Source organism: Nibribacter koreensis, assembly GCF_039541795.1.
Classification (GTDB): Bacteria; Bacteroidota; Bacteroidia; order Cytophagales; family Hymenobacteraceae; genus Nibribacter; species Nibribacter koreensis.
In genome coordinates this window covers 1,532,583-1,552,170 of sequence record NZ_BAABGX010000002.1, presented here as the reverse complement: position 1 = coordinate 1,552,170, position 19,588 = coordinate 1,532,583, and the positions used below count along the sequence as shown (strand labels likewise).

17 protein-coding genes and 1 tRNA gene are annotated in these 19,588 nt (G+C 52.8%); 15 read left to right on the top strand and 3 right to left on the bottom strand.

Annotated features, from left to right (window positions below; genetic code table 11):
* Positions 1 to 36: 36 nt before the first annotated feature.
* The 3 genes from ABD880_RS14020 to lpdA all read left to right on the top strand — a co-directional run bounded on the left by ABD880_RS14020 (position 37) and on the right by lpdA (position 4,231).
* Entirely contained in the window at positions 37 to 591 is a 555-nt protein-coding gene (locus ABD880_RS14020; protein ID WP_345167322.1) for a hypothetical protein, read from the top strand.
* Positions 592 to 684: 93 nt separating this feature from the next.
* Entirely contained in the window at positions 685 to 2,637 is a 1,953-nt protein-coding gene (locus ABD880_RS14015) for a heavy metal translocating P-type ATPase (RefSeq protein ID WP_345167319.1), read from the top strand.
* Positions 2,638 to 2,836: 199 nt separating this feature from the next.
* A complete protein-coding gene (gene lpdA / locus ABD880_RS14010) occupies positions 2,837 to 4,231 on the top strand; it encodes a dihydrolipoyl dehydrogenase (RefSeq protein WP_345167316.1) in 1,395 nt (464 codons plus the stop codon).
* Positions 4,232 to 4,925: 694 nt separating this feature from the next.
* Here the strand turns inward: lpdA and ABD880_RS14005 are convergent.
* On the bottom strand, positions 4,926 to 5,840 hold the full coding sequence (locus tag ABD880_RS14005) for an exonuclease domain-containing protein (protein ID WP_345167313.1): 915 nt from the start codon (positions 5,838 to 5,840) through the stop codon (positions 4,926 to 4,928).
* Positions 5,841 to 6,200: 360 nt separating this feature from the next.
* On the opposite strand from ABD880_RS14005, the gene ABD880_RS14000 reads away from it, so the two are divergent.
* From ABD880_RS14000 to ABD880_RS19120, 5 genes are all read left to right on the top strand, one after another.
* Positions 6,201 to 6,722, top strand: a complete 522-nt coding sequence (locus ABD880_RS14000; RefSeq protein ID WP_345167312.1) for a helix-turn-helix domain-containing protein — start codon at positions 6,201 to 6,203, stop codon at positions 6,720 to 6,722.
* A gap of 66 nt (positions 6,723 to 6,788) precedes the next feature.
* Complete coding sequence (locus ABD880_RS13995) at positions 6,789 to 7,274, top strand: hypothetical protein (protein ID WP_345167309.1); 486 nt, start codon at positions 6,789 to 6,791, stop codon at positions 7,272 to 7,274.
* 180 nt (positions 7,275 to 7,454) lie between these two features.
* Positions 7,455 to 8,240: a hypothetical protein gene (locus ABD880_RS13990; RefSeq protein WP_345167307.1), complete on the top strand. Its 786-nt coding sequence runs from the start codon at positions 7,455 to 7,457 to the stop codon at positions 8,238 to 8,240.
* Positions 8,241 to 8,357: 117 nt separating this feature from the next.
* Positions 8,358 to 8,543, top strand: coding sequence for a hypothetical protein (locus tag ABD880_RS13985; RefSeq protein ID WP_345167304.1), 186 nt, complete (start codon positions 8,358 to 8,360; stop codon positions 8,541 to 8,543).
* Positions 8,544 to 8,586: 43 nt separating this feature from the next.
* Positions 8,587 to 10,194, top strand: a complete 1,608-nt coding sequence (locus tag ABD880_RS19120; RefSeq protein ID WP_425575836.1) for a recombinase family protein — start codon at positions 8,587 to 8,589, stop codon at positions 10,192 to 10,194.
* Here the strand turns inward: ABD880_RS19120 and ABD880_RS13975 are convergent.
* Both ABD880_RS13975 and ABD880_RS13970 read right to left on the bottom strand, forming a co-directional pair.
* A tRNA-Met gene (locus ABD880_RS13975) sits at positions 10,150 to 10,226 on the bottom strand. The genes ABD880_RS19120 and ABD880_RS13975 overlap by 45 nt on opposite strands.
* A gap of 73 nt (positions 10,227 to 10,299) precedes the next feature.
* Entirely contained in the window at positions 10,300 to 11,964 is a 1,665-nt protein-coding gene (locus ABD880_RS13970) for a BamA/OMP85 family outer membrane protein (RefSeq protein ID WP_345167299.1), read from the bottom strand.
* Positions 11,965 to 12,171: 207 nt separating this feature from the next.
* Between ABD880_RS13970 and hemW the strand changes: the two genes are divergently transcribed.
* The 7 genes from hemW (at position 12,172) to ABD880_RS13935 (ending at position 19,574) form a co-directional block, all read left to right on the top strand.
* A complete protein-coding gene (gene hemW, locus ABD880_RS13965) occupies positions 12,172 to 13,323 on the top strand; it encodes a radical SAM family heme chaperone HemW (protein ID WP_345167297.1) in 1,152 nt (383 codons plus the stop codon).
* A 406-nt stretch (positions 13,324 to 13,729) separates the two neighbouring features.
* Positions 13,730 to 14,854, top strand: coding sequence for an MBL fold metallo-hydrolase (locus tag ABD880_RS13960; protein WP_345167295.1), 1,125 nt, complete (start codon positions 13,730 to 13,732; stop codon positions 14,852 to 14,854).
* A gap of 144 nt (positions 14,855 to 14,998) precedes the next feature.
* A complete protein-coding gene (locus ABD880_RS13955; protein ID WP_345167293.1) occupies positions 14,999 to 15,910 on the top strand; it encodes a bestrophin family protein in 912 nt (303 codons plus the stop codon).
* A 61-nt stretch (positions 15,911 to 15,971) separates the two neighbouring features.
* On the top strand, positions 15,972 to 16,286 hold the full coding sequence (locus ABD880_RS13950; protein ID WP_345167290.1) for a hypothetical protein: 315 nt from the start codon (positions 15,972 to 15,974) through the stop codon (positions 16,284 to 16,286).
* Positions 16,287 to 16,479: 193 nt separating this feature from the next.
* Entirely contained in the window at positions 16,480 to 17,055 is a 576-nt protein-coding gene (locus tag ABD880_RS13945; RefSeq protein ID WP_345167287.1) for a pentapeptide repeat-containing protein, read from the top strand.
* Positions 17,056 to 17,238: 183 nt separating this feature from the next.
* The gene (locus ABD880_RS13940) at positions 17,239 to 18,144 is read left to right on the top strand and encodes a LytR/AlgR family response regulator transcription factor (protein WP_345167285.1); all 906 of its coding nucleotides are present in this window, start codon (positions 17,239 to 17,241) and stop codon (positions 18,142 to 18,144) included.
* A 131-nt stretch (positions 18,145 to 18,275) separates the two neighbouring features.
* Positions 18,276 to 19,574 carry a TraB/GumN family protein gene (locus tag ABD880_RS13935; protein ID WP_345167282.1) on the top strand — a complete coding sequence of 433 codons (1,299 nt, stop codon included), beginning with the start codon at positions 18,276 to 18,278 and terminating at the stop codon, positions 19,572 to 19,574.
* The last annotated feature ends 14 nt before the right edge of the window (positions 19,575 to 19,588 follow it).

The following is a 19,588-nucleotide window of genomic DNA, read 5'->3' as shown; positions in this document are numbered from 1 at the left end:
ATCAGCCTGATCCACGCCCTGATCCCCAGCCACTGGATGGCCCTGGTGGCCATAGGACGCTCAGAGGGTTGGCCACTGGCCACTACGCTTCGGGCCACCCTTTTGGCGGGCCTTGCCCACATTGCTGGCACGCTCCTGCTGGGCGGCCTGATTGGGTACCTGGGGATCAGGCTGTCCGAGGAGTTTACTTCCTTTGCTCAGAACGTGCCCCCCCTGGGCCTGGTGCTGATAGGCATCTTTCTATTGGGAATTGCCTACTCCCACCCAGACCAGGCTCCCAAGGACCTTTCTTCGCTCAGGAAGGCGCCTTCAGTCAGAAGCTGGTTCGCCACCATGACGGTGGCCCTCTTTTTCTCACCCTGTTTGGAGATAAGCACCTATTTCCTGACAGCCGGCACCCATGGGTGGCAGGGAATTCTGCTGGTGGCGGTGGTTTTCGTTTTTGTGACCCTGCCGTTGATGCTGGGGCTTGTCGCGTTTGGGTACCGGGGCATCGGTCGCTTCAAAGGTGTGGTGCTGGAGAGGCACGGGCACGCCATCATGGGTGGCGTGCTGATCGTCTTGGGACTGGCCACCTTTTTTTATGAATAGTCAATCTTTAATTCCACTTATATGATACAGGAATCTCACGGCGGCGAAGACCGCAAACCAACCTATAATACAGCTTCCCTAACGGCCCAGAAGATGATGGACGAAGACAAAGACCCGCATGCGGTTAACCACGCCGACGCGGGGAAGAACGGTGATCATGACGGCCATGACCATGGGGGCGGGGAGTCCTCAGGCTGGAAAAGCCACTGGGCGCTTCTGCTGTCCCTGGCCGTACTGGTGGTCATGCTCACTTTGGAGTACGGCTTCGACTACGTCCCATCCGCACCGATGGGCCTTGCCATTTACGGCGCCGCCTACCTGCTTGCGGGCTATAAAGTATTGGACCTCGCTTTCCGAAAGGCCGTGCGCCTCGACTTCTTCAATGAGTTCTTCCTGATGAGCGTGGCCACCCTCGGTGCCTTTGCCATAGGCTCTTACAGTGAGGGTGTGGCCGTCATGGTGTTCTACTCTATAGGGGAGTGGTTCCAGGACGCTGCCGTGAACCGCGCGAAGCGTAGCATTAAGGCATTGCTGGATGTTCGACCCGATGAGGTCTCTGTCGTCAGGAACGGAACTGCCATGGTAGTGGATCCAAAGGAAGTGAAGATTGGGGAGACCATCCAGGTGAAATCCGGGGAGAAAGTGGCCCTGGACGGCGAGTTGCTCTCAGAGAAGGCATCCTTCAACACCGCCGCCCTGACCGGGGAGAGCAAACCCGACACAAAGGCGAAGGGGGAGAAAGTGTACGCCGGGATGATCAACCTCAATACAGTGGCCGAGGTCCAGGTCACCTCCCTGTTTCGGGACAGCAAGCTGAGTAGGATTTTGGAGATGGTTCAGGATGCGACCGCTAGGAAGTCGCAGACCCAGCTCTTCATCTCCCGTTTCGCTAAAGTTTACACGCCCATCGTTTTCTTTCTGGCCTTGGCCGTATGCGCGGTGCCTTATTTCATAATGGACGACTATGACTTCAATGTCTGGTTTTACCGCGCGCTGGTCTTCCTGGTGATAAGCTGTCCCTGCGCCCTGGTGGTGTCCATTCCCCTGGGCTACTTCGGCGGGATCGGGCTGGCCTCCCGGAACGGGATTCTTTTCAAGGGGTCAAACTTCCTGGATGTGATGACTAGGGTCAACGCGGTGGTGATGGACAAGACCGGCACTTTGACGCACGGCGTCTTCAAGGTGCAGCAGGTGGCGGCCCACGGTCTGGAGGAAAAGGAGCTTGTCAGCCTGACGGCCGCCATCGAGACGCAGTCCACCCACCCGATCGCCAAGGCCATAGCCGAATTCGCCGGGGCCCAGGCTGCCCAGGCGTCCAGAATCGAGCAGGTGGAGGAGATATCGGGCCACGGGCTCAAAGGCATGATCGATGGGAAGCAGGTGCTGGCGGGCAACACCAAACTATTGAAGAAATTCAACATACCCTACCCTGCGGAGATCGAGGGCATCGTCAACACCATAGTGGTGGTGGCGGTGAACGGGCAGTACGCCGGTTACATCACCATTGCGGACGAGATAAAGGAGGATGCGGCCCAGGCCATCAGGGAAATGCACGCCTTGAACATTCAGACCGTGATGCTTTCAGGTGACAAACAGACGGTGGTGGACGAGGTGGCCAAGAAACTGGGCATTGACACCGCGTTCGGGAACCTCCTTCCGGAGGACAAAGTGGCCAAGGTGCAGGCGTTGAAGGATCAGGGCAGGCACATCGCCTTTGTGGGTGACGGGGTGAATGACGCGCCGGTGGTGGCCCTGGCTGATGCCGGGATCGCTATGGGGGGGCTGGGCAGCGACGCCACCATAGAGACCGCGGATGTGGTGATCCAGAACGATCAGCCTTCTAAAATCGTGTCCGCCATAAAGGTGGGGAAGATTACCCGCAGCATCGTCTGGCAGAACATCATTTTGGCGATGACCGTCAAGGTGATCGTCTTGGCCTTGGGTGCCGGGGGGGTGGCCACCCTATGGGAGGCTGTTATCGCCGATGTCGGCGTCGCCCTGTTGGCCATCTTAAATGCAGTGCGGATTCAGCGCATGAAAGTATAGGAAGGTTTAGGCTTATTCAGGTCTACGACTGGTGACAAGGGACAACCATGTAGGTTATTTAACCTCTTTAAAATTTGTTGCACGGCTCTGCAAGTTTCAAAATGGGATTGCAACTACTCATGTTTGCGCTGTATACCGCTCTGATTAATTCGCGCTCCGTGGTTTTCAATAATCTATTAACTTCTAAATCTAATTGTATATGTACGATGTTACAATCATAGGTTCTGGCCCGGGTGGCTATGTCGCAGCCATACGTTGCGCCCAACTAGGTTTCAAGACAGCTATCATAGAGAAATATGACACCTTGGGCGGTACCTGTCTGAACGTGGGCTGCATCCCCTCGAAAGCCGTCCTAGACAGCTCTGAGCATTTCCACAACGCCAAAGACAAGTTCAAAGGCCACGGCATCAGAATGGAGAACCTGCAATTGGACTTCCCTCAGATGATGGCGCATAAGGCAGAAGTCGTGCAGAAGACGGTGGCGGGGGTGGACTACCTGATGAAAAAGAATAAAATTGATGTTTTACGTGGTGCGGCTACGTTGCAAACCGCCCAAAGCATTTACCTCCAGGGAGCGGAAGGTCCGGCTAGGACCATCGAAAGCAAGAACATCATTCTGGCTACCGGCTCTAAGCCCAGCTCACTGCCTGGTATTGAGATCGATAAAAAAAGGATTATCTCTTCCACGGAGGCTCTGGCCCTTTCAGAAATTCCCAAGCACCTGATCATCATTGGGGGCGGGGTGATTGGCATGGAGATCGGGTCGGTGTATGCGCGCATAGGATCCAAGGTAAGCGTGTTGGAGTATACCGATGCCATCATCCCGAGTATGGACGGAACCCTGGGGAAGGAACTGCAAAAATCCCTGCAAAAGCTGGGGATGGAATTCTATCTCAAACATAAAGTCACAAAGGCCCAAAGTTCAGAAAGTGGCGTGGCGGTGACGGCTGAGACCGCCGCCGGGGAGTTCATTACACTGGAGGGAGACTACTGCCTTATGGCCGTAGGTAGGAAACCATATACGGATGGACTTGGGCTGGAGGAGGTAGGGATTAAAACAGATAAGGGAGGTCGCATCGAAGTAAATGAGAATATGGAAACCAATGTTCCCGGTATCTATGCCATCGGGGATGTGGTAAAGGGGGCGATGCTGGCGCACAAGGCCTCAGAGGAGGGTGTCTTGGTGGCCGAGATCCTAGCCGGACAGAAACCACGCCTGGACCACATGCTAATCCCGGGCATCGTCTACACCTGGCCAGAGGTGGCAAGCGTGGGCTTTACTGAAGAACAGCTTAAGGCAAGCGGAAGGGCCTACCGTGCCGGGGCGTTCCCCTTCCGAGCCAATGCCCGCGCCCGGATGAATGACGACCTGGACGGTTTGGTAAAAATATTGGCTGATGAGCGTACTGACGAAATTCTCGGCATCCACATGATCGGCCCCCGAGTTGGTGACATCATCGGGGAGGCGGTGGCGGCCATGAGCTACCGGGCCTCTGCGGAGGACATCGCCCGGATGCCGCATGGTCATCCTACTTTTTATGAGTCTGTCAAAGAGGCTTGCCTTGCTGTGGCCAACCGCGCCCTTCATATTTAGTATTCAAGCCTCCGGTGGAAAAATTAGGTGAGAATAAAAAACTTGTGGTCAGAAAGTGCTTTTGGCTCTACATAAAAAGCTTATAACTGTAAACTTAAATAGGCATTTTGGGGAGAGCGCGCTTGATGCCTCTACCCCTACCTTGCCATTTGCAACCTCCCCACGTTTAGGTACTGGCAGCCTTGGTGTAAGATGCGAAGAGGGTGGAAGGATTATGTCACATTGGTCAACCTGGTGTAGAATTAACAATGTAAACTGTCAACTTTTTTCAGGACGAGTCAACGTTACTTCTGAGACTTGCCATGTCTCAGAAAACGGCCGTTTTCTGAGAAGAAATCAAGCATTTACTAATCCTACTCTAATCGCATAAAATCCGTCTCTTTTTAACGTCTCACAAATCAAAACACGTTCCTCATTTTTGAGAATGGCTTAATGAGACAATGGGATAAAGTAGGCAAGCCCGGCTCCCTACTAAGGACCGGCAACTGGAACAGCAGCCAATTTTAATTACTCAGCGCAGGTGCAGATAGATGTCAAGATATGAATGAGACTTGACCTAGTATCGTCTATAGCTTGATAACTCAATAGGCCACTTGAGGATGGCTCCCATCATCTTGCCAATCAGTATCTGCCATCGTTTTGGATACTTCCACCATTTCGCTCAGGGAAGATTCTGCGATCACGGTCGGCGGGTTTAGATATTGCAGAGGAAGTCTCTCTCGGATAGGATCTCCAAAGGGGCACCCCTAGCGATAAGGGAAACCGCTTTCTCCTGCTTGCCACTCATCCCGTCCTCGCCCACGACCCTGAAGTCCTGCTGCCCCACCACCAGGTAGTCTGTGTCCTTCCTCACCCCGAAATGGTTCGCGCCACCAATGTCTACGATGACCTGCTGAGCGGCGGCTCTTGTCATGGATGAAAGGGCGCCGGTGAAGACAACGGAGCGCCCGAAGAAAATGCTTTCTGGGTTGTGCTTTGAGGTATCCCCTATGATGGGGTTGAACCCTCTGCCGCTGTAGTCCCTCTTGGCCTCTGACGGCGTGTAGCCTCCATCTAACAGTCTCCCGATAGAGGTCCTAAGCTTTGAGGAGCACTCCCTGACGCAGGAAGTCTGTGTCTGCCCGAGGATCTTCAGCGTCAGCTCAGCGCAGGCCCTGGAGTCGGCCGCCGCTCGATGGTGGCCCGGCCTTATGCTGTGCTGGCTGCAGAGCGACTTGAGGTTGTATGAAGCGAGCCCGGGCCAGGCCTTCCTGGACATGATATAGCTACAGGCATAGTCGAGGCTGGGGAAGGGAATACTGTAAGAGGCAAGGGTCCTTCTGAGGACGCTGAGGTCGAAGCCAGCGTTGTGTGCGACAATGAGGTTGTTCTCCAGCCTCGGGCGGAGCACCTCCCAAAGATCGTGAAATTCGGGCTCATCTGCTACATCCTGAGGGGTTATCCCATGGATGGAGACATTGAAAGGCGCAAAGTACGGAAAGGACCTTGGCTTGATAAGCCACGACTCCGTGTCCACAACCTGCCCCTCCTTCACATAAGTGAGCCCAATCTCACAAGGGCTGTCCCTGTCAGCGGTGGCCGTCTCAAAGTCTAATGCGATGAAATCCATGTCTATTTTTATCTAGGGTAAAATTACTGTGAGTAATGAGAGTTACCCCTCTTATTACTTTATGTCTCACTGCATATGAACGTTAACGTTCTGTTCAAATTTTTCTAAAAAGAATATGAATTTGATATAAGTGAGAAGCGAGATAATAATTATCTATTGAGAGCAAAAGGCTTAACACAACTCATTGTATCACAGCCGCTACAAAATGTATCACCCCAACTACAACTTGTATTGGTAGCATTACAATGTGTAACCTCATCACCACAAAATTTCTTACCTCTACCATGCTCTTAAAAAATATTTAATTTATTTTTTAGTAGTTTGTTGTACATATTCTAAATAAATCCCTTCCTTTACAACATGTCTAACATACACCACAAGATCAGATCCGTGCGCAAGGCGCGCGGCATGACCCAGGAGGCGGTGGCTGAGGCACTTGGCATGACCAAGGGCAACCTAAGCCGCATGGAGAAGGGAGACGTGACCATCTCACAGGAAAGAATCGATACACTAGCAAAGTTCTTCGGTATGAGCGCAGAGGAGCTGGCCACCTACGAGACGCTGGAGGAGAAGGTGACTAAAGAAGACCGCAATTCAGTTTTCTCAGAACAACTCCGGCAGCGCGAGGCGCAAATCCTGAGGATGCAACGAGAAACAGAGCTCTTCCTGCTTGAACTGCTCTCCCAGTTGGTACGTGAGGACGAGGCGCAGGGCCACCCGCAGCCGGGCCACCGGCTCTTCGAGCTGCCGGGCATCGGGCGCCTGCTCAACGGCGAGAACACCACGGCGGGCTTCGCCCTGCTGGAACCCTACCGCGAGCACGAGCTCTTCAAGGCGCAGGCCATCTTCGGCCGGCTTCACCCGTCAGCAAAAAAAAAATAAACCTGCGACCATAGCCATCCCATAGCAAAGCCGATATCATATTCTATCCACCTAAATCAAACTAAAATGAAAGAACAAACGAAAGAAGCGGCGGAGCTTTACGGCCTGCCCATCACCCTAAGGGTACCGGCTGAGCTTAAGCGAAAGCTATCCGATGAGGCGGCGGCACTCGGCATCAGCCTAGCCCAGCACGGAGCGGGCATCCTGGCCGGCGCCCACCAAGCCTCGGAGAGCGTCTCAAACCAACTAGACCTGACACTCCGGGAGAACCGGACGTTAGGCCAGAGGCTGGCCGCACTGGAAACACAGACCGCCTGGCAGGAAGGCGAAGCCGGCACGGTGCTCGACACCCTGCGCAGAAACTTTGCAGTCCTTGCCGCGGCGCACGGAAAAAGGGAGGCAGTGACCGAAGACGCATTGAGAGCAGAGGGCTTCGACTTCAACTTCAACACCCACATCGCCCTCTTAGATGGCGCCCAGTACTTCTGCGTCTTCGGCCTGGGCTACCGCCTGGAGGGTAAGAAAGTGACCATCCAAGAATTCAAATCATAAGACCATGGCAGCTACCTACACCTTAGTGGAATGGCCCCTGGCGGACCTAAGCGCCCTTCCGATCGGCCCGCCCCAACACAGAGGCCAAAGCAAACTATATATCATTGCAATCCTATTTCTTTTAGGCCTGGCCCTTGCCTGGCTCATCCTGGAAAACAGGAAAAAAGAGAAAAGGACGCCATGGATATAAAAATGAAACCAATGACTCAGAACCTGCCTGCCCACATCCGGCATGAGCTTCCCCAAACCCTCACTACCCGGCGATTAACGCCGTCCGCGGGCGACCTGACTGAACTGGAGGCGATAGGGCTTGGCATCGGCATGCCTGGTGGCGGGCTCCTCACCCTGGCTGAGGGGCTGTGCGTGGGGGTGCTGGCCGAGCTGGCGCGCTACGGCTTCCCCTCCTGCGTGATCTATGCCATAGGGAAGATGCTGACGGCAAATATTGAAGTAGAAGGAATAGAACTGCCCAGCAGCGAGGGCAAACTCCTATTTGCCGAAATGACGTTGCTTGACCTTTACCTAGAGGAGGCGATGGAGAAGGGTAGCGACACCCTACTGCAGGTCACCCGGGACGGTAGGATCCAGCTGATCTCATCCTGCAGCGCCCACCCGCACCCCGCCGGCGGGTGCGTGAGCCTCCCGCTCCTTGCCATGGCCAACCAACTCTTTGGGAAGCAGGTCTGCAGTTTCCAGGAAAAGCGGCAGACTCTATTAGATGAGGCCGAACTGGCTCTCCTTGCGGCTGTAAGCGAGCCGGCTTATAAAGAGGTGCAAGTAATCAAGTCCAGAAAGGCCGGCACTCACCGCTGGGATTTGCTCACTTTGGAGTCTGGTGTGGCCTCACCTCAGGAGCTTCACCGCATGGCAGGCCATACGGCAGGAACTGCGGACACCGTCAGCCTCACCGGGCTGCCCGGCCAGCGCAAGGCTGCCTATACCTACACCCGCAGGAAAAGGTACTAGAAGCTGAAGGCCCCGAGGTACCTGAAAATAGAACCGGCACTGAATACCTCAGGCCCATGTAAAGAATAGGCATCCTTACTGAATACCTCAGACGCTTGCGGAAACCCACTGATTTCCGTGAAATCACTTCAAGAAAAACTTAAAACAAAGCAGAAGCCGCTTACCCCAGAAAGACTTAAAATGTACCCAGGCCTGCAAAAGCTAAGCGACAAGGAGGCAGAGGAAATATTTGAAAGCCTGTCGCTCCTCGCCCAGCTCTGCTATGAGCTGTACACAGAGAGCCAGGTCAATGACAAAACATAAAAAGAAGAACACCTTAGGTATAAAAAATTCAGATTAAAACGACATGGCTAATCTAGATTCATTCAAAGCCTTTGCCAAGGCCGGTAAGAGCCAGAGCCGCAGGCACAGCAACAAGGTGGTGGTCTACACGCGCGTCTCCACCAAGGAGCAGGCCGAAAACAACCAGAGCCTTGCCACCCAGCGGAAGTACTGCGACGCGTTCGCCCTAAAGAACGGGCTGGAGGTGGTCGAGTACTTCGGGGGCACCTACGAGAGCGCAAAGACCGACGAGCGGAAGGAGTTCAACCGCATGCTTTCCTTTGTGAAGAAAAGCAAGGAGCAGATCGCGAGTATCATCATCTACAGCCCGGACCGCTTCTCCCGCTCGGGCGCCAACGCCATCCACATCGCCAAGGAGCTCCAGCAGAACAACATCTCCATCCGCTCGGTGATGCAGGAGACCAACACGGCCACCGCCTCGGGCAAGTTCCAGCAGAACATCCAGTTCCTCTTCAGCGAGTTCGACAACACCCAGCGCCGCGAGAAGTGCATGGCCGGCATGCTGGAGAAGCTGAAGCGTGGCGAATGGCCTACCAGGGTACCCATTGGGTATGACCAGCTAACCAATAAGGGGCAACAGCAAATTATAGTGAATGAGACAGGTAAACTACTTCGCAAAGCATTCCAATGGAAGGCAGAACAGCGTCTATCTAATGTTGAAATTTTGGAAAAAATGAAGGATCTAGGACTTAATCTTTCCAAGCAACGGCTCACAGAAATTTTCAGGAACCCCTTCTACTGTGGTATCCTCTCCCATAACTTATTAGAAGGCGAGGTTGTGGAGGGAAGACATGAGAAGCTAATCAGCCAGAAAGTCTTTTTTCAGATTAACCAGATCCAGGCAGAGAACAACAGCGGCTATACCACTAAGAAATATGACAACCGCCTGCCATTGAGAAACTTTGTCAGTTGCGCAGCTTGCGGCACCCACATGACCGGATACGAGGTAAAGAAGAAAGGCATCTTCTACTACAAGTGCAACAAGATCGGGTGCAAGGTAAACAGAGGCGCAAGACAAATGCACGCCAGATATGAGGAAATACTAAATGTATTCCAGTTGGAAGGCGACCTGCACGCCCCAATGACTCAGCGCCTACTGGACGTATTCCAGGAGATGAATCAACAGAGGGAGGATGAACTCAAGCATACTAAAGCGCATCTCAAAACCATCGACCTTCAGCTTGAGAAACTGGAGGAGAGGTTTGTTCTTTTAGAGGAGATCACCAAAGAGCAATACGATAAGTTCACCCAGAAGCTGAGGCTGGAGAAGAAGCAACTGGAGGGAAAGCTCCCTGCAGAGCAAATAAAATTATCGAACCTGCAAAAATACCTAAGATTGGCGGTGAAAATGTGCTCTGAGATAGGCTCTATGTGGGTTTCCGGCAGTTACCACCAACGTCAAAAGCTCCAAAAGCTAGTGTTTCCAGAAGGAGTGCTCTATGACAAGGAAATGGACGGTTATCGAACCCATCGCGTGAATGCGATTTTCTTCCTAATCGCCTCACTTTCAGCCAAAATGGGGGTAAAAGAAAAAGGACAAATCAGTAATAAAACTGATTTGTCCTCTTGGGTAGCGGGAACAGGACTCGAACCTGTGACCTTTGGGTTATGAGCCCAACGAGCTACCAACTGCTCCATCCCGCACTGTTTGTAATACAAATGTAGGAGGTTTTGCCATATCCTCCAAACGTTTTTGGCAAGTTTTTACCAAAACAGGCTAAAAACGACCCGTAATTCCGAAGTGAATTTTAGACCGTTGCAAGGTAAATGGCTCACTGGCAGTGCGTCCCACCGAATACACCAATTGAAAAATTCCTGCCCCGGTAGAGAAACTAATTCCACCGCCCACGCCGCTGGCCCACTGTGTCAAGGCATTCTGGGGCAAATCACGCCGCAGGTAGCCTTGGTCGTAGAGTAGGAAGACGTAAGAATCCAGACCGGTGTAGAGCCTGTACTCCAGCGTGCTCACCGCATATGAAGACGCATAGAAGGCATAGTCATCAAATCCGCGCAGAGAAGAAAGACCACCTAACCTAAAGAGCTCATTCAAATAAAGCCGTTCGTTCAAGAGCGCTTCGCCCTTAAGGCGGGTGAGCAAAACCGCGTTTTTAGAGACGGGCCAGTAGCGCTCCAGCCGGGTGGCCACGCTAAACTGCGAAGTGCGCAACTGCAGGGTGTCATAATAACTAGCCTCCACGCGGGCGTTGCGCTGGATGCGTTTGGTGCCTACCGCGCCTTGCAGAAACGCCTGCATACCCCGGCGCGGAAAGAACAAATCATCCAGACTGTTCCAGTTATAGGAAAGACCATAGGAGGTGAAATTGGCGTCAATGGCCGAGGAGTCGTTGCGCTGGCGTTTGATGACCTCAGGGGAGAGCATCTGGGTGCTCAGAATCTCGGTGAAGAATGTGACCCGGCTGGTAGTGGACAAAGGATAGGCCACCTCTACCCGCGGCCGAAGATTCAGGAAAGAAGTATCCTGTTTGTATAAATGGAACTGTCCAGCCACTTCCAGCGGCGAGTTGAAGAGATTAGGATGCCGGTACTCAGCGTCCAGCAACTGCGAGTTACGGTCTACCTTTCGCCAGTGCAGGCCAATCTGCTTGCCGCTTCCGCGCAGGTTGCGCACCTGCAGGTTCACTTCGCCGGTAATGAGTAGTTTGGCGCTTTGCGCGTTAGGGTCGGGCAGGAACCCGATGATGCCGTCAAACTGGTTGGCCTTTTTCTCCTCCAGAAAGAAATACACCCGCGCCTGATTCTTCGCAAACAAGACCTGCGGCGCACCTACCACCCGCACAAACGGCAATTGCCGCATGGCGCGCACCGCCTCATCTAAGCGTTGTTGAGAAAAGGGCTGGCCGGGCGCCAGTTGGGTAAACCGATACAAAGCGTTCTGCTGAATGCGGGCGTTGCCTACAATCAGCACAGAATCAATGAGCATCAACGGCCCGCGCACCACACGCAACCTCGCTTGAATCTTATCATCCTCCACCACCAGAGAATCCAGCCTGACCTGCGCAAACGGATGACCAACGTTCTCAGCTTCGCGCAAAAGTGCGGCTTGCAAACGGGCAAATTCTGCTGGGCGCAAGGGCGTGCCTCGGTACAATTTCTCCCGGAAGCCCACTTTCTCCAACAGCCCTTCGCCCACGTTGCCGTTCTTCAAAGAGGCCCATTGATATTGCCCGCCGGTAAAGACGTGCACCGTCAAAGAATCTTTCTTGAGTTTAAAAGAATCAATGGAGGCTGTGAGGTAGCCTTCTTCCTGCACCTGGGTGAGCCAGGTCTTGAGTTGTTGTCTGAGGGCCAGCGAATCCTGTTCCTGTAATCTAGGCTGACGGCGCTCCCAGATGTTGGCGGCCGCTGGCGTAGGCGCTATCACCTTTATATGAAGTCGGTTTTGAGCCAGCAAAACGCTAGAGAATCCCCAACACAGAGCCAGCACCGTTATAATTCTATAACTTTGCCCGCGTAGGTTGCTTACCCTCTGGGAACTTGCCATCCATTTCATTGTTTACCAAGGTACTGCTTGCCGGGGCAACCGTGCAAATACAGAACTTAATCCTTCATCTTTTACCTATAACGCACTTTGGCCGGAATTTATCTTCACATCCCTTTTTGTAAACAAGCCTGCCATTACTGCGACTTCCATTTTAGCACCTCTCTGGGTTTAAAAGAAGCCGTTTTGCAGGCCATGCATCAGGAACTGCGCCTGCAGAAAGACTATCTGCGCGGCGAAACCATCCAGACCATCTATTTCGGGGGCGGTACGCCGTCCATCTTGTCGGTGCCCGAGATTCAGGGATTGCTGGACGCCATTTACCAGTTGCACACCGTCACGCCAGACGCCGAGATTACCCTAGAGGCCAACCCAGACGACCTGACGCCCGAGAAACTACTGGCCTTACGGCAAACGCCCATCAACCGGTTGAGCATTGGGGTGCAGTCGTTCCATGACCCGCATCTGCAACTCATGAACCGCCCGCACTCTGCGCAAGAAGCCGTGGAATGCATCACGCTGGCGCAGAGCCTCGATTTTGACAACATCTCCCTGGATTTGATTTATGGCATCCCCGCCGAGGACGAAGCCCTGTGGGAACAGGACTTGGCCAAAGCCTTCGCCTTGGACGTACAGCACCTGTCTTGTTACGCGCTTACCATTGAGCCCAACACCGTGCTGGGGCACCGGCTCAAGAAAGGAAAATTCACGCCCGCCGAGGAAGAGCGCGTAGCCCAGCAGTTTGAGTTGCTTATGACCGAAGCCAAGCGCCACGGTTTCCTGCACTATGAAATCTCTAACTTCTGCCAGCCCGGCTTTGAGAGCAAACACAACAGCAGTTACTGGCGGCAGGTCCCGTACCTGGGCATTGGGCCGAGCGCGCATTCCTTCAACGGCGTAAGTAGGCAGTTTAACAAAGCGCACAACCCGCAGTATGTAGAAGCCTTGAAACTGGGCCAACTGCCCTGCACCATAGAAGAGCTGTCTATAGAGGACCGCGTGAATGAATTCGTCATGACCACGCTGCGCACCAGTTGGGGCTGTGACACCGCTTACGTGCAACAGAAATGGGGAATGGACTTGCTGGCATTACATGCGGAGTACTTAGCTAAAATTCAAACCCAGGGCCTGCTACGCGTAGAGGACCAAACCCTCATCCTCACCGAGGCGGGCAAACTCCTGGCTGACGAGATTGCACTGGACTTGTTCCTGTTGCCAGAAGAGGCTGAAGAAACAGAATAAGCATGTGCCGTTTTTGGCCTGCTTCCTGGGAATTAGTCTGAAAATGAAAAAGCGCAGATTCTCCCCTTGAGGGGAGCGCAGAGGGGTGTTTACAATGGAGGGTAAAGACTTATGCTTCCGATAAGTGCACCATAATAATTTTTCAAAAAGCCTTTTCTATATAAGGTGTAAATGGCAACGCCAAGACCAGCAGACACAAACACCCCTCTACGCTCCCCTCAAGGGGAGAATCCGCGTTTGGCAAAGGTTATTGGAAACTCGTAAAGGACTTTAAATTGAAAGACCCGTTTTTTGCGTGTTTTCCAGGAAACAGGCCAAAAACGGAAGCCTCTTTCACCTTGGTATCTAACAGGATACTGCTAATCATTTTATGCGCTCAGGGGTTATACCTTTGAGACTCTATCCCATGAAGAAATTTATGCTCATTTTGCTTTCCATTATTGGGGCCATTGCCTTGGGCGGCGGTCTGTTTGTGTCGTTTGCGCCAACGTTTGGAGCCACGGCCCAAGGTCAGAGCCTGGACAGAATCCAGAAGTCCCCCAACTTTAAAACCGGCAAGTTCCAGAACGCATCGCACACGCCCATGATGGACGAGTCGCCGTTGCTGGACAAGGTCAAAATCTTTTATAAGTTCTTTACGGGGGTAGATGGCTCCTCGCCCGAAGGTCCTCTGCCTATGGTCAACTTGAAGCCAAGCGATTTTTCGGCAACGCCCAGCCAGACTCCGGTGATAACGTGGTTCGGGCACTCGGCGGTGATGATTGAGATTGGTGGCAAACGCATCTTCGCTGACCCAATGCTGGGACAGCGCGCCTCGCCGGTTTCCTTCATTGGTTCTAAACGATTCAACAAGGACTTGCCCATCAAGATTGAGGACCTGCCTGCGCTAGACATCGTGTTGTTGTCGCATGACCATTATGACCACCTGGACCACGGCACCATTGAGAAACTGAAAGGCAAGACCAAACACTTCTTCGTGCCGCTGGGCGTGGCCGCGCATCTGGTGAAATGGGGAGTAGCGCCGGAGAAAATCACCGAACTGGACTGGTGGGAAACTGCTACCTATGAAGGCCTCACCTTGGCCGCCACGCCAGCCCGCCACTTCTCAGGTCGAGGCCTAAGCGACCGCGACAAGACGCTTTGGTGCTCCTGGGTGTTGAAATCAGTCGCCAACTCGGTGTACTTCGGGGGAGACTCTGGGTATGACACGCACTTTAAAGAGATTGGTGAGAAGTACGGGCCCTTTGACGTGACCATGCTGGAGTGCGGCCAGTACAACGAGGCCTGGAAATACATCCACATGATGCCCGAGGAAACCGCCCAGGCCCACGTAGACCTGAAAGGCAAAGTCCTGATGCCTACGCATTGGGGTGCTTTCTCCCTGGCCCTGCACACCTGGCAAGAGCCTATTAAGCGCCTGAGCAAAGCCGCCAAACAACTCAACATCCAGATGGCCACGCCCATCATTGGGCAGCGCTGGGAACCTACGGGCACCTTGCCGCAGAAGCAATGGTGGAAGAGCATTCAGTAAAAAAGATAGATGCCGTTTTTAGCCTGTTTTAGAGATATCAGGTCAAAAACGGCTTTACCATATCCAGAGAAAGGCACGTGCGTATGAACAAGACGGCTATTTGGTGGTTAGGCCACTAAGTCGTTTTCTAATGTTCATAGAACTATGCTGCTGTCCCATAATATTCCCTTCAGGTACATCTTCCGGAAAATACGGGTAGATGTGTTGCGCGTACTGCTGTTCTCCATCTCGTTTCATATTCTAAAACTGGTCCTAACTGATGCCCTGCCGCCGGTACCCTCTGGGTTGGCGTCTGTGCTGGGTACGGGCATCTCCTTGCTATTGGCATTCAACCTGAACCAGTCCTATGAACGGTGGTGGGAGGCACGCATCATCTGGGGCGCCATCGTGAACGACTCCCGCGCGCTCATGCTAGAACTGAAAGCGTTCATCGCCTCGGCAGACGCTCAAAAACCACACATTCAGGCTGTGGTGAGGAGCATAGGACTTCGGCAGATTGCCTGGTGCTACAGCCTGGGGCAGAGTCTGCGCAAACAAAACCCACTGGAGCATTTAGAGGAATTCATTCCAGCCCAAGAACTGGCGCACCTACAAGACAAGATGAACAAACCGCTGGCCTTGCTGGAGTTGCACATGCAAGACGTGAACTGGTTGTACCAGGAACAAGCGCTCAACCAGATGCAGCAAACGCAGGTTTCAGGTACCGTTACCCGGCTGGTGGACTCCATGGGCAAGGCAGAGCGCATTAACACCACGGTGTTTCCGGCTACGTACAGCATGTTCATCCATTTCTTCATCTACCTCTTCTTGGTTATTCTGTCGTTCACGCTGGTAGAGGCCATTGGCGTGTATGAAATACCGGTGCTCACGGCGGTGGCCTCTACGTTCTTCTTGGTGGAGAAGACCGCCCGCCACATACAGGACCCATTCATGAACAAACCCACAGACACGCCCGTCACCGCTATTGCCCGCACCATTGAGATTAACATTAAACAGATGCTGGGCGAGCCCAACGTACCAGAACCGGCCCAACCCGACGGTTATTTCTTGATGTAGCCGGCTGCGTGTGGAAAAGGGTTGGCCGTTGCATCTTAAGAGAAACTAACCTTTTCTACTTATGGAAACTGCAACCAACACCCATCCGCTTGCTTCCGCTCCCCGTAGCCCAAGAAAAGCCAGTTCTGTTTTGTTAGCCGGCTTGGCTTGTCTATTGCTTATTCTCTTGGGTGGTTTGTATTTCATCTCCTCCCTCCAACCCGCAACACCTGTTAGTCCACCGTTAGAAAGCGCGGTCATCTCCTCCGTTGTATCAGACACCATTACTATCTCTCACTTCCCGCGCTTGGACAATCTGGCTGGCCATGTTATGTTCGCGCCTTTGGTGGCTCCTGTCTCTGACTACTTGCCAAAAGTGCGCGTTCCTCAGAGGTAAGCTAGTATACAGGATTGTTCATAGCATTAGCGTGTCATTCTATTGGGTGAGTGTTCGTGCCTGGCTCATACATCTCAAGTGATTTGGGCCGGGCACGAGCACTTGCTTTTATTGGGAAAATTTCTCACCCATCAACAAATAAAATGGCCAAAAACAACTTCATGTTCTCCTAACTTCTGCAGAAGTTTACATTATGAAAGACATTCTGCACCAGAACAAGACGTTTGAAGGCATTGACTATACCAACCAGACCATTTCGGGGAGGGAATTTGACGGGTGCACCTTCAAGAACTGTGATTTCTCCAACACAGACCTTTCTAATAATAGTTTCCTGGAGTGCCGGTTTGAGCACTGCAACCTGAGCAACATCAAACTGAACGGCGCCAAATTACAGGACGTCACGTTCACGCACTGCAAAATCATGGGCGTGGACTTTAGCGGGTGCCACGACTTTCTGTTGAGTGTGGAATTCACCAACTGCACCCTGGACTACGCGTTTTTTGGCCGCAAGAATTTCAAGAAGACCAGGTTCACCGGCTGTAGCATCAAAGAAGCCAATTTCACGGACACGGACCTCACTGAGGCCAAGTTTGCCGACTGTGATTTGTTGAGGACTGTCTTCCAGCGAACCAATTTGGAGAAGGCAGACTTTTACACAGCTTACAACTACACGCTAGACCCCGAAGTGAACCGCATCAAGAAAGCCAAGTTCTCTGCCCAAGGCGCACTGGGTCTGCTGGCCAAATATGACATCAGCATTAAGCAATAGTGCCAATCCGTTTTTAGCCTGTTTTATAAGAAATAGCCCAAAAACGACCTCAGCGGGCAATAGTGTCCTCAATCTATTGACCCACTAAATCAGAAATTCAAAACAACGCATGTTGCCCGGCTTGGCAAAATCTGTGTATCTTTCCTTTGCGCAAGATTGCCTTGAACTTTAGTGGTGTGCCCCATGCTTTCGTTTTTCAAACAGCCTTTTCCGGTAAGTGAACTGAACCTGTCCAAGACGCTGGGGCTTTCCCTGCTGTTTGGGGCCATGATTGCGTTCTGTCTGGTGGTGTTTCAGCCGTTCGGGTCCTATAACTGGCATTCGCCTACCAAGAATTTAGTGCTGTCTGGATATGGATTGGTGGCGGCGTTCTCAGTGTTTCTCAATTTCTATGGCTTCAGAAGAATGGCACCTACTTTCTTTCATGAGAGCCGTTGGAACGTGGGCAAGGAGATTGTCTGGAACCTGGTGCATTTCGTGACGGGTGGTTTCCTGAGCACGGTATACGGCGCGGCCATGGGCATCATGCCGTTCTCTGTGGCGCAGATCAGCTACATGATTCTGGTGGCCTTCATGATGGGCTTGGTGCCAGCCATCCTCATTGTGCTCATCATGTATCTGTACCTCCTGCAGAAATACCGCCCCATTGCGCTGGTCAGAAACGAAGAACCCGTTACCTCTCCTGTGGTGGTAGTAAATCCAGCCGCTTCGGTTCAAACGCCAACAGAGCCAACGCCAGATAACACTCGCATCACCCTCATCGCCGAAAACGAAAAAGACACCCTCACCTTAGAAGCCGCCAGTCTCCTATACATTGAGGCCAGTGACAATTACTGCACGGTCTTTTACCACCAGAACAATGTCCTGCAAAAGCACCTGTTGCGCAGTAGCCTGAGTAGGCTAGAAAATCAAATCACCCAGCCCGAAGTAGTGCGTTGCCACCGGTCGTATCTGGTGAATTTGGACCAGGTGCAGAACGTGTCGGGGAATGCGCAGGGGTACAAGCTTCACTTCGCGCAGACAGAGCAGACGGTGCCGGTGGCCAGGGCGTCCAGCAGTGTGGTGAAATCGTTCTTCGTGGCCAGCTAATCGCCCCGCAAGACCTTACCATTCGCCCCAAAACGTGCCTGTAGCCCCAAAAACGGCACCTTTCGCCCCATTGCCCAGCGGCGCATTCTACCGCCCCGTACTTTTGACGAAACGATTAACCAAACCTCGTCATGAAAAAAGTACTGAAAAGAATCGCCCTGTTTGTAGTCTTGACTCCTGTTGTTCTTGTATTGTTAGCCACTGTTGGCTACTTCACTTATAGGCTGGTGGCCGTGGGCGGAGAGAGCACGCCGCACCAAGCGTACCTGGCCAAATACAAAGAAGAAATCACGCCAGCGCAAGACCCTGCCTTCTCTATTTTTGACAGCGCCTTCTACCAAAATCAGGTCTTCTTTTTAGGCGAAGCGCACGGCACTGCCAAGCCGCAGGAACTAGATTTTGCCTTGGTGAAACACCTGAACCAAAAGGTGAACATGCGCCATTACCTAGCCGAGGTAGATTACAGCCAGGCCCATTACCTGAACCAGTATTTACTGACCGGCGACGAAAAGAACCTGGACGTGGTGTTTCAGTTCTGGGCCCGTCTGAACGCACAGTGGGGCAACCAGGATTTCATGAATAAGATTAAGAAGATTCGCGCCTACAACCAGACCTTGCCTGAAGCACAACGCATTTCCATTGTGGGCGTGGACCGCGTGCAAGACCCAGAAACCCTGCACCGTCATTTAAAGGAGTTAGTAGCCACACTTCCGACAAGCCAGAACCCTCTGCAAGACAGCTTGCGCTTGCTTACCATGACCGATACTTTAGACACCGGTACTCTTGCCAGAATGGCCAAACAGCTTATCTCTAAAGACAGCGCCAGCCTTACTTTTGAGTTGCGCCACACCTTGCAGAATGCTGTTTATTACACAGACAGAACCAAGCGCGACAGCGTGATGTACCTGAACCTGAACACGCTGGTGCAGAGCAAAGGCCTGCAGAACGAGAAGTTCTACGGCATGTGGGGCATGTTCCACGCCATTCCGGTGCAGGTGGAGCGCGGCACGCCGTTCGCCTATCTGTTGCAACACGCCAATTCGCCGTTTAAGAACAAGGCCGTTTCTATTGGCGTGTACACCCTGGACAGCGAAAGCATGATGCCTACGGCCGGCCTACCTTCTTTTGTAGACAAAAGCCAGCGCTTCGTGAATACGTCCATGACCAACAATGACGGCCCGCTGGTGTTTGTGAACGGCATCAAGGATTTGCGCGCCGTGACCAAGGAAAACTCCATGACGCTGTTCAAGACCAATGCGCCCGGCACGCCTTACAAAAACTCAGCCCGCCTGGCCAGCTTCAAAGTCTTGATGCCTAACCAGAGCATCGCCTTCAAGCAGGAAAATACCGGCCTAGCCGATGTCTTCCAGTACATCTGCCTGGTGCGCAACTCACGTGCCACTACGCCGGTAGAGTTGAAGCAACTTTAAGCAGCTTATGAGCA